Genomic DNA, 11370 nt, shown 5'->3' on the forward strand with positions numbered 1-11370 from the left:
CTGCCGGGTGTGGCCTAGAGAACCTTCGTAATGTTTATCGTCGCTGTTGCAGGTTGCTTTAGGCCTGTTTGCAAAAAAAATTACTGGCAACCTGCCACACCAATGAAATCAACGAGTTGCTTACCCCTATGCCCCCTGACGCCGGGCCCACCCTTGCGCCCACAGTGCGGCACTCGCGCCATCGAAGACCCATTGCTGCCTTACTTGCGCGCGTAAATTGCTCGCCTGCCGCATCGATGCATGCGGGTCCGCCAGGTGGCACTGGATCGCCCTCAGCCAATCCTCAGGCGTGTTCTCGACCCGGGATACGTCGAGGTCATTCTGATATGCCGAAGAATTACTGCAGATGACCGGGTAACCGCAGGCACCATAGCGCAGCAAGGCCAGTGGCGAGCGACAGGCATCGAGCCCACTGCTACCCAGCGGAGCGAGCGCCAGGTCAAGACGCAGCTCGACCAGGCGTTGCGGATCATTATCCGGCGCCCCTTCCTGGACTTCACAGGCCAACGCCCGCACTGCATCGGGAACCTCGCCCCACAGCACCCAATCCACGCGGTCGGACAAATCCTGAATGACAGTGGTCAGCAGTTGCGGATCGAGACTGGTCGAAGGTTCGAATGCGCAGCCAATTCGCGCCTTGCCTTGTCGCACTGGCTTGTCCGGCAGCTCACCCCAGTCATCGCCCAGACGGGTTTGCAAAAGGCGAACATCGCGATGCAGAGGTGCAAAGGCATCTGCCAAGGCCTGCGTGGGAACCACGATGCAATCGACCAGGCTGGCGGCTTCGCTCAACTGATTCCAGCGCACTTGCGGGTCAAGGGGCGCGCTGCAAGGCGCAAGTGAAAGAAACGCATGCACATCCAGGATGAAAAACGCATCCGACTGGCGCCGCCACTGGCGCAAGGTGTCCAGCGGCAAGACCGTCAGGTTGTCCTGAAGAACCACTACATCCGGCTTCAACCGCTCCAATTCGAAGGGGCCCAGCCACTCGCTACTCGACACACCGTCGATCAAGCCCGCACCGCACATTGCCCGTAGCGGCGTGATCAAGCGCGATTCCTGCGCTTCGCGCTCAAGGTTGGCGATGGCAAGCACAACCGGCAGCGGCCGCCACGCCAGTGGGCGCCAGTTCAGCGATGCACGTCGCTCCAGTTCAAAAGCCTTGCCACTCAAGGCCAAGTTGGCGTTGTATGCCGGGTCGCTGGCCAGCACCCCAAGCCAACGGGCAGTCATGGACTCACGATCAGCTTCAGTAACCCGCGTCGGTTGCCTGAGTTCTTGCACAAGCGTTGCATGCGGCGTCCACACCGTCAGGTAGCCCAGTTGCGCAATTTTGCAACACAGATCGAAGCCCGCCATCTCGCCCATTGGCATAGCAGAATCCAGACCACCAACGTCTTCAAACAAGCCCCTGCGCACCATCATGCAGGATGGCGAGACCGCGCTGAAATTCTGCTCGACCAGTTGCCGCTGCATAAAGCCCGGCTGGTGACTTTTTACACCCTCGAATGCCCCACCAACCGAGCCGTGCAAGCCACCGATCAAGCCCGCTTGCAGCACCCGGCCATCGGTAGCCACCAGCCTGCCCCCTACTATGGCCACTTCCTCACGCTGCGCATGGTTGAGCAACTGCTCAAGCCAATCGTCGTGAATCGCGCAGGTATCGCCCTCGAGCAGAACGAGATAATCCCCCCTCGCCTGACGCGCAGCGTTGTTCGTCGCCACCGCCAGACTATCGCCTGGCTGCGTGAGAACGATCTGGAGTTTGCCACCGCCAATCCGCTGCAAGTCTTGCAGCCAATCCCGCGTCGAAGCATCTCGCACTTGATGCCCGAGAACGCAGATTTCAAAGAAGGGATAGCGGGTTTTCGACAGCAAACTGTCCAGACAGCGCTGCAACACGGCCAACGGATAATCGCCGAACAGCAGGATGGAAACGAACGGCTGATCAGGATGGGCATAGTCGATGCGATAGCGCCGACCGCCGGTTTGCATCACTTTCGCATCCCTGTAGCCGCGCCGCGCCAGGTGCCGCATCAAGCTGGCAACTTCATCAGCATTCGGCGCAGTGCCCGGGGCATTGGTAATCATCAACGGTTCAGCCAGGTGCGTGATACCGTGCAAACCCTGCGCTTCTATCAGACGCAAGATCAGGTCGAACTCAACGGCATCCTTGACGCTGCCATCAAACCCGCCGACCTGTAAGGCAGGGGCTCGACGCAGTAACCAGTGCCCAGCCATAACCGCCGGAAGACTTAGCAGGTAATCAAGATTGGGCGCAGGGCGTAGCGCCAGATGCAGATCATGTCGAGTGCGATACAGCTCGTCGCAATAAACAAGATGAGCATCGCCAGCATCAGCCAAGTGCAGATCCAGCATGAGCGTGCCTGAAGGCAGAAGCTCGTCCCCAGCGCGCAGAATCAACAACCACTCACTGTCGCTACCACTGAGAATGGCGTTCAACCGCTCGACGCCGCCTTGCGCATTGTCGCTGACAAGGTGCTGCTCCAGACGGGACGTGGTAACGCCCGCCCAGGCCTCCAAGCTCGCAAGGGTAACCTGCAGCGCCTCATCCACGTCATCATCAGCCAGCACAACCACACTGATGCTTGCCTGACCTGCGATACGCTGTCGCTGCTGGTCGACCAGCCGCTGCTGGACGGGTGTCAGGGTGCGTTCGGCCAGCCAGTCTTTGACCGGCATGTGCGACGCCTGCGGGTGAGACCACGCCTGCAAGTCGGGGTTGCCCATGGGCAGTACGCCGCCAGAGCTGAAATAGTCGGCCAGATGGAGGTCATGGAACAGCTCTGGCCGCTGAAGCGTGGCCACCTTGACCGTGCCGTTGAGCTCCGCTGGACGCATCCACCCAAGCGCCCTCACGGCTTTGCCATACCGCTCGTAGGGCACAGCAGCAACGTGAGGCGTATCGCGTGCGATCTGGCTGGTCTGGAGGGTGGAAACACGGAAACACGCCAACGTATCGGCGAGCATGACCAAATCACCTTGGCGCAACAACTTCAAGTACAGGGTCAGGTCACCCAGCCACTCCATGAGCTGGCCGTTGATGCCCATGATATCGGCACCAAACGCCAGTACGTCAGCGCGTCGGCACATCACCGAACTGGGTTCGCCAATGAAGTTGTAGATATGCTGACCCAGAAACGAGGCGAGCTCTTTTCCGTCGAGGATGACATCTTCCTTGAAGGGAAACAGGGTAAGCAGGCTCTCCCCCATTGGCTTGCCTTCATGGTCGATCATCCGCCGCCTGGCCGACGCCATGATGGCACGCGGATGGGCGCGCAGTGCGCTGAGTAATGACCCTACTGCATTGGGCATCAGCAAGTCGTCGTCATACAGGAACTTGACGTACTCGCCCCGTGCCTCGCTGACCCCGCGAGCCAGGTTGCCAGGCTCCAGCAAGGGTGTCTCGTTGTGCAGGTAGCGGATCGGAAAACGGCTTTTGCTGCGATTGCGCTCGACGATAGTGGCAATGGCATCACTTCGGCAGTCATCGCATACGACAATCTCGATCGCATCGTAGTGCTGAAGCATGGCGCTGATCAGCGCTTTTTCAAAAAACTCCGGCTTGTACGCCGGTATCACGATACTGACCAGTTCGGAGGTGTTCATCGAACGTCCTGAGAAATGAAAAAATTGCCATCAGGGCCACGTGCACATCTACACGCGTTCAAGGGTCCGCTCGGCACCACACGCCAGAGCGATATCGATGATGCTCTGCTGCGAGTCGATAGGCAGCTGCGGGAAGATGGGCAGGCACAACACCTGACGCGACACGTGCAGTGCATTGGGCTGGCCCGATAATGCAGCGCTGGGCAAGCCGCGATACATCGGGAACTCGCTGATCAACGGATAGAAGTAGCGCCGTACCAGGATGTTCTGTTCACGGTAACGGTCGTACAGGTCATCACGACTGCAGCCAAAGCGTTGCTCATCAATCAACACCGGGCAGTAAGCGTAGTTCCAGTCAAGACCCGCCGGCGGCTCAAGCAGACTGATGCCTTCGACGCCTGCGAAACCCTCACGATAGCGCTCAAACACCGCGCGGCGCTGGTCCAGGGCACTGTCGATATGACGCAACTGCAACAAGCCGAATGCCGCCTGAACTTCATTCATCTTGCCATTGATGCCAGGCGCCATGACCGTTGTTTCGTCAGCGAAACCAAAGTTCTTCAGATAATCGATGCGCTGCTTGATCTTGGCATCCGGGCAGATGATGGCTCCGCCCTCAAAGGTGTTGAATACTTTGGTGGCGTGAAAACTCAAGATCGAGAGGTCGCCATGATTGAGAATGCTCACGCCGTCCTGACGCACGCCAAAGGCATGAGCGGCATCGTAAATAACTTTGAGCCCATACGTATCCGCCACACGCTGGATGCCCTCGACATCGCAAGGTATACCGTAGCAGTGCACAGGAAGAATCGCGGTGGTAGCAGGCGTGATCGCCTCTTCAATCCGGTTGGGATCCAGATTCTTGCTCACCGGATCGATATCCACGAACACTGGCTTGAGGTTGTTCCAGAGCAGTGAATGGGCGGTGGCGACAAAGGAGTAGGGCGTGGTGATGACCTCACCGGTAATTCGCAACGCCTGCAACGCCGCCACCAGGGCGAGGGTGCCGTTGCAAAACAACGAAAGGTGTTTTACCCCTAAATAGTCGGCAAGTTCTTTTTCCAGCTGCTCGTGAAAGGGCCCGCCATTGGTCAGCCTTTTGCTGTCCCAAATCTCCTGCAAGTAGGGCAAGAACTCCTCGAGGGGCGGCAGCAGGGGGCTGGTGACAGTGATCAAATCGGCCATGACAACGAGTCGCTCATGATTGCAGGGTGAGTGATTCATGGCGCAGCGGCCGTGATCAACATTGACCTGCTTGCGCGTCATGAACCTGACGTTTGCCTAGGCCGAGCAAAAAACCGGCCAACATCAGGTAGCGCTTCAGGCGATTTCGGTAAAATCACTCGTCAAATGACACCCCCACTCACCCCCGCCCCCGCTCACCCTCGCCCTTCAGAAATTGGGCCTCCAGCTCCAGAAGGCTCTGCTTGCGCTCCTTGATCCGCTTTGCAGGTACGCCCGAGTAGATGCCGAAGGCCGGGCAGCATTTCGACACCAGGCTCAATGCCCCGACGGCGACGCCCTCTTCCAGAACAGCGCCCGGCAACAAGACACTACCCGAACCGACAATCACATGCCGCCCCAGGAAGACATCCGCATCGACCACCCCTTTGAATTCGTCAGGGATGGTGGGATTGGTCAAGCTCGCGCCACTGTAATCATCACTGCTGCTGTAAACCGACACCCTTGATGAGAGGCCACTGAAGTCACCCAGGGTAATCTTGCCGGCACCGGTCAACAGGCAATAAACGGCTATATGCACGTAGCTGTGGATTTCAATGCCGCCCGCACCCGCTGAAATGACGCAAAAATCGTCTATGCGTACATTGTCGCCAATGGAAATACCGGCGCAATTGTAATAAGAGGCCTTGTCTGAAAGTTGCACATTCTTTCCGACGCAAGCGAAACCCATTGCCTCGATTTCGATCCGGCTCAAAAACCCCATACGCCCTCCTCTCGACGTCTACAAACGCAAATGCTGGTCAAGCAGAGGTGCCGGCATCGATCGCCCGCTGGATGCTCGACGTCAGTAAACCCACCCCTTGCCCGGTAGGCAAAAGGTGATCGAAATCACCGAAGAACTCGTCTTTGTACGCAGTATCATCAAAGGCGTTCAGCACTTCCACGTCGAGAGAAGGCAACTTTCTGCCAAATACCTCGAGCATAGCGAAGAGGCTGGCGAAAAGATCAGGAACAGGCAGACTGCATGCCTGCCTGTAGTCCTCACGCACAGGGGGCAGCACGATGATTACCTTGTGCCCCAGGGCATCAGCCAGCGACAGTATCTGCCCCAGGTCCACATTCGCCTCGTCAGAACGGTTCAGCTTCAGATGATCGGCTGCACGACGCTCGGCACCGTAGGCGCTAGGGATGAAATCCTTCTCGGTAGATGGGAAGAACCCGGCGCGTCCGTCGAGGCTGATCGAAACTTCATCGAGCTGCCCCTTTATCAAGGCAGCAAGCTCAGCGAGATGGGGGTCTTGATAGGTAATATCCAATCCGAAAATCTCATTCAGTGCCGGGCATATTTCTCGCTCCGCGGGACTGAGTTCCATGATATTGCCCGGTGAAAATACCGAATAAAAAACGACCAGATTACGTATTCCCGGCATTGTTTCGCACAGGCGGCGATACAAGTGGAAAGAATGTTTCAAATCCTGGGAGCGGCAGCACAGATTGAACGACCCGGGACAATAGCCGGGATCGAAACCAAAATCGCCATGAGAAGAGCCAACCACCAGCGTTTCCACACCGCCCAGCTCCTGCAGCATCTTTCGCTTGGCTCCAAACAAAATGATGGAGCTTTTGAAGAGTGGACCCATGACTTGCCTCTTCTAAAGATTGACAAAATATCTCTGCGCCGTCGATGACACACCGCAGCACAGCGGCAGACATTAGCTCAAGCTTTTGCCAACAGCCAAGCTAACCCTCGCGCGCAGCCCCCCCCAAAAAAAAGCGCCACCAGAACCTGGCGGCGCTTTATGTCGACTACTCGAGACTACTCGACACGCTGCAATATAGCCGAGCCCCATGACAACCCGACACCGAAGCCGCTAATCGCCACACGTTTGAAACCGGAGCCGAGTACGTGCTTCTCAAGAAGCAAGGGAATGCTGGAAGAAACGGTGTTACCCGTCTCAACCATATCCTTGAGGAACCGATCCTTGAGCGCGTCATCTTCACCGGCCTCTCCAAAACGCCGCGCTACCGCATCGACAATCGCGGCGCTGCCCTGGTGAATGCAGAACGCGTCGATATCCCGGGCCTGCAACTCAGATGCCTGCAACAATTCCTGCAAGTGCGCCGGCACTTTGACGAGAGCGAAGTTGAAGACCTGGCGGCCGTTCATGAAGAAGACGCCATCGCTCACTTTCAAGTGCGGCGCGCCGGCGCCATCGGTACCGAAAGCGGCTTTACCCAGCTGCCAGCGGGCATCTTCACCCATCCAGGTAGCCGTCGCCGCATCACCGAACAGCATCGCGGTATTGCGATCTTCTGAATCGACGATCTTCGAGTATGGGTCGGCGGTAATCAGCAATCCATTCTTCAGACCCGCTGCCTCCATGAACCCTTTGAGTGCATACAGACCGTAAACGTAGCCTGAGCACCCGAGCGATACATCGAAGGCCGCCACGCGCGTGGTCAAGCCGAGCTTGTCCTGCACGATGGCCGCGGTGTGTGGCAGACCTTCCTCATCGCCGTTCTGCGTAACCACGATCAACGCATCGATGTCTTCACGCGACAGCTGAGGGTTGGCTGCGAACAAGGCATTGGCTGCCTCTACGCAAAGATCGGAGGTTTCCTGCTCATCGGATTTGCGCGGCAGGAACGCCGAACCGATCTTGCCAAGAATGAATGTTTCATCCTTGCCGAAATGTGCACCCTGCTGGTAATTATCCGTGCCTTGTGCCGGCACGTAGCTCGCAATGCTCTTGATGCCAATCATCATGGCTTCCCAATAATATTAGCTGCTCTATATCCATGCTCGGCCCGAGGGCCGGCAAGCCCACGAGCAGCAAACGACTGCAGGCCGCTGGCCAGCAGCATCGACCGGCCAGAGGCCCCCGTAATGGTATAGAGATGCACCTAGTGACCCGCAAGTCACACCATGGGTCAACCATCTCATATTTACAGCACTCACGCACGCGCTAGGGCAAGCACGCCTGCAACTGCTCAGCAGTGAGCGGTGCTTGAGCCAACCCCCGCTCCGAAGGCTCGGCAACGCCCTTCAACAGCGCTGGCACCACACGCACATCTTCATGCAACCCTTCCAGCCTCTGCACCAGCTGCAAATCGGCTACCAGCACCCGATCAACGAACGGCAAGGCTGCCCGAACGTGTCCTGGCAGCTCCTCTGTGCCATCCCCGTCGAGAGAGGCCAACGCGGTCAAGTCCAATATCTTGATACCTGAGTAGTATTGACCGAACAGGGACAGCACCACTGTGTCCCACTGGCCAATCTGCCCCGGCACCACCACAACATTCGGCGCCATTCGCAACAGTTCTGCAATCTGCAGGTTATGCGGCCCTACCACCACCGATGCGGTTGCCCGCAAGGCAGACCAGGCGCACGCGATGTCGGCGGTTTGGCCCCGGCTATTGAGCAGCAGCACCAGCGGCTTGGTCCGCAGCTCTGGCTCGGTCAACGGCTTGTCATCGATTCCGAAACCGTTGCCATCCAGGGACAAATGACGATTATAAGCAGGGTCATTGACCAGCATCGGCATCCAGCGCTCGTAGAACGCGCGTTGTTCCTGGACGAACCGCAGCCGTTTGGCGCTCTTGTTATGCGGATCGAGCGCCACTTGGCTGACACTGCCTTCGTGCATGACCACCGCTCGCTGCGCCCAAACCGTCAGATACCCGGCCTGCCCCACTTTCAGGCACAAATCCACATCGTTGTAGGAAACGCCAAACGCCTGCTCGTCCAGCCCGCCAACCTGCTCATACACCGATTTGCGAATCATCAAGCAAGCCGCAGTAACCGCACTGAAGTTTTGATCCAGCTGGCTACGGCCCATATAGCTAGGCGCTTCGGGGTCAAGGCCGAGCCAAGGATGCTCCGCCGGACCACGCAGCCCCAGCACAACACCCGCGTGCTGCAGTTTTCCGCTCGGATAGTGAAGACGAGCACCGACGACCCCTACCTCCGGACGCAACGCGTGGTTGAGCAACTCGTCCAGCCAGTTGGCGTCGATCACTTCAGTATCGTTGTTGAGCAGCAGCAGGTATTCACCCCGAGCCGCCGCTGCCGCCTGATTGTTCATGGCGGAAAAATTGAATGGATGAGGATAGTGCAGCACACGCAGCCTGGCACTCGGCATCGCTTCCAGCCCCGCCAACCAATGCCTGGCCGCCTCTGTTTCACTCTGGTTGTCAATCAGGATGACTTCGAAGTGCGGATAACGCGTTCGCTCGAAGATACTTTCCACACAGCGCGATACCATTGCCAACTGATCGCGTGTCGGCACGAGAATCGAAACCAGCGGGCGCTCGGCATGACCGTAGCGCAGGTGATAGGCACGTGGCCGTGGCTGCAACACCACGCCCCGTTCGTATCCCCGAGCAACCAGGTGGCGCCGCAATGTCCCGATTTCGTCGTGGTTGCTCTCACGCACATCATGATCACTGATCAGCAGAAGCTCATCACTGTGACCAATACCGGACATACCTCCGGCCTCGATCAGACGCAAAATGAAGTCGAATGCCGTAGCGTGCGGATAACGGCCACTGTACCCACCCAGCTCGACGAATACCTGACGGCGAACGAACCAGTGTTGCGCCATGGTTCGTGGCGATGACAACAGCAGGTCGAGGTTGAACGAGGGGCGGAACAGCGACGTCAATGTGCCCGATGGCAGGCGCTGCAGTTCGTCGCAATAAACCGCACGACAACCATCGGCGTGCTGCAGTTCGACGGCCACTTTCAGCAAGCCATAAGGCGTGAAGGTGACACCATTTTCTGCAACCAGCAGCCACTCCCAACCTGCCTTCTGCACCAGATCGTTGAGTTGCTGCTGCCAATCCAGCGGTTGCACCCTGACAAAATGCAGGCGATCAGACGGCTGGGTCGATACCGGCGGGATCGAGGTTGTCAGGACGATGATCTGATAGTGGGTGAATTCACCTTCGAGCAGGCTGTCGAGCGATGCCTGCAACTTGTCCATGTCCCCTTCTAGGTCAAGCAGCACAAGCCCCAGCAACGTGCCCTGAAATTGCTTGGCCATCATCTGCAACTGCTGCTCTTCGGGCTGCCAGTCATGTAGCCGCTGATACAGCAAGCCGCTCAGGCTCTGTTCAAAAATCGCCGCCGCACCGCCGCGCTGAGCCTGCTCAAGCCGCTGCAACCACGCCTCGAGCCGCCGAACCAGCCCAGGTTCGCCGCTGCGCTGCAGATTCGCCAAGACCTGCCGTCCCAGGCCAGCATCGTATGGGTAAAGGTCGAATGCCTCTTCCAGACGTTCGCTGCGATGCTCTGCGCTCTGGCCCTTGCGGGGCCTTGCGCGCTCCCGCTGCTCAAGCAGGGTGGGCTCTAGCGCCTTCGTCTGTACCGCCCCATCAGGCAAGGCATGTACGAGGAACTCGATACGCTCCAGCACCTCAAAAAAGTCCCGATTGTAAAAGGGCATTTCCATGTACTGCACGGGCTGGAAGCGATGCTGAGCACCCCCTCGCCAACTCGACTCTGCGCTGAAGATCTCTTGCAGCGTCAGGGATAGCTTGTCCGCCAGCGATTGCCCGATCTCGTCCACTGACAGCCGTACCAGCTCACCCTGCCCTTGCAAGCCGGGCACCGCGCTCATGGCATCGATGAATCGCTCGCGAGCCGCCACGGCATCGGGCTCAGTACCAAGCAGCTTACGCTCGATACGCACCTCGGCCTCTGCTTCGGGGTAATTGAGCGCGCGCACGCCATAGGCCACTGGCAGCACTCGGGCTTTGGCGTGGCACAGGAAGTACAGGGTTTGGCCGACTGCAAGGAACTCATCGTCCAGTGCCGGCGCCTGTGCATGCCAACGGGCGAACAGGTCGGTGCGCACTACTGCGTCGAGCACCGGACGGAAGTGCCTGGCCTGGCTGAGCATACGCTGGGCGGGCTGTTCCTGTGCATGGTCTTCAGGCCCCCTGCGCTGGCGCAGACAGAAGCGGATGCTCGTCGCCGAAGCGAGATAGCCCAAGCCATACCCCTGACAAAAACCGTAGTCAGGGTTGGCTTCGAGAAAATCCACGCACTGATCGAGCGCTTCACCCACCAGAAAATCTACGTCATCGATGAACGCCACGAACGGTGTCTGCACACGCTGCGCAGCGTAGGCATGACGCGCCTGATCGCTCAGCGATGCGAGCTCCGGGGCATGGTGATAGTCGACGTGCGCCTGATACTCGCCCACTGCGCACGAAGCTTGCGTGGACATATCCACGACCATGAGGCGATCCACCAGCGCGGCATGATGTTGCAGCGCTCGACGAAGCGCCACCGGCCGCTCCCGCGTCATCACCACCAATGTCAAACGTTCGCCGCAACCCTTGCGCCCGCGATGCTCTGAGAGACCTTGCATACGATAAATTCTTCCCCGAGGAATACGCGCCAGGCTAACTACGGCCCAGCGCCTTGCCATGGGTCAGCCCATGGCATGATTGTTCACATTCAGGTCATTCAACGCGCGCTCCCACTGCCAGGCAGCGGTACACCTGGAGACGAGTTTATGACGCTTATCGGCACCGTTGCAGGAAGTGCGC

General features: G+C 58.4%; 6 protein-coding genes. All 6 read right to left on the reverse strand.

The window, feature by feature from the left end:
- Window positions 1–126: 126 nt before the first annotated feature.
- On the reverse strand, window positions 127–3630 hold the full coding sequence (locus tag ACIPZF_RS03165) for a glycosyltransferase family 2 protein (protein WP_400795149.1): 3504 nt from the start codon (window positions 3628–3630) through the stop codon (window positions 127–129).
- Window positions 3631–3678: 48 nt separating this feature from the next.
- On the reverse strand, window positions 3679–4815 hold the full coding sequence (locus ACIPZF_RS03170) for a DegT/DnrJ/EryC1/StrS family aminotransferase (RefSeq protein WP_400796077.1): 1137 nt from the start codon (window positions 4813–4815) through the stop codon (window positions 3679–3681).
- Between the two features lie 178 nt (window positions 4816–4993).
- Window positions 4994–5575, reverse strand: a complete 582-nt coding sequence (locus tag ACIPZF_RS03175; protein WP_400795151.1) for an acyltransferase — start codon at window positions 5573–5575, stop codon at window positions 4994–4996.
- A 37-nt stretch (window positions 5576–5612) separates the two neighbouring features.
- The gene (locus tag ACIPZF_RS03180; RefSeq protein ID WP_400795153.1) at window positions 5613–6452 is read right to left on the reverse strand and encodes a hypothetical protein; all 840 of its coding nucleotides are present in this window, start codon (window positions 6450–6452) and stop codon (window positions 5613–5615) included.
- Between the two features lie 176 nt (window positions 6453–6628).
- On the reverse strand, window positions 6629–7576 hold the full coding sequence (locus ACIPZF_RS03185) for a ketoacyl-ACP synthase III (RefSeq protein WP_400795155.1): 948 nt from the start codon (window positions 7574–7576) through the stop codon (window positions 6629–6631).
- Between the two features lie 202 nt (window positions 7577–7778).
- On the reverse strand, window positions 7779–11189 hold the full coding sequence (locus tag ACIPZF_RS03190) for a glycosyltransferase family 2 protein (RefSeq protein ID WP_400795157.1): 3411 nt from the start codon (window positions 11187–11189) through the stop codon (window positions 7779–7781).
- Between the last annotated feature and the right edge of the window lie 181 nt (window positions 11190–11370).

Source organism: Pseudomonas sp. NPDC089752, from assembly GCF_044748725.1.
GTDB lineage: Bacteria > Pseudomonadota > Gammaproteobacteria > Pseudomonadales > Pseudomonadaceae > Aquipseudomonas.

Coding starts and splice junctions, on each gene's coding strand:
- ACIPZF_RS03165 (WP_400795149.1), bottom strand. CDS start 3,630: ATGAACACCTCCGAACTGGTCAGTATCGTGATACCGGCGTACAAGCCG.
- ACIPZF_RS03170 (WP_400796077.1), bottom strand. CDS start 4,815: ATGGCCGATTTGATCACTGTCACCAGCCCCCTGCTGCCGCCCCTCGAG.
- ACIPZF_RS03175 (WP_400795151.1), bottom strand. CDS start 5,575: ATGGGGTTTTTGAGCCGGATCGAAATCGAGGCAATGGGTTTCGCTTGC.
- ACIPZF_RS03180 (WP_400795153.1), bottom strand. CDS start 6,452: ATGGGTCCACTCTTCAAAAGCTCCATCATTTTGTTTGGAGCCAAGCGA.
- ACIPZF_RS03185 (WP_400795155.1), bottom strand. CDS start 7,576: ATGATTGGCATCAAGAGCATTGCGAGCTACGTGCCGGCACAAGGCACG.
- ACIPZF_RS03190 (WP_400795157.1), bottom strand. CDS start 11,189: ATGCAAGGTCTCTCAGAGCATCGCGGGCGCAAGGGTTGCGGCGAACGT.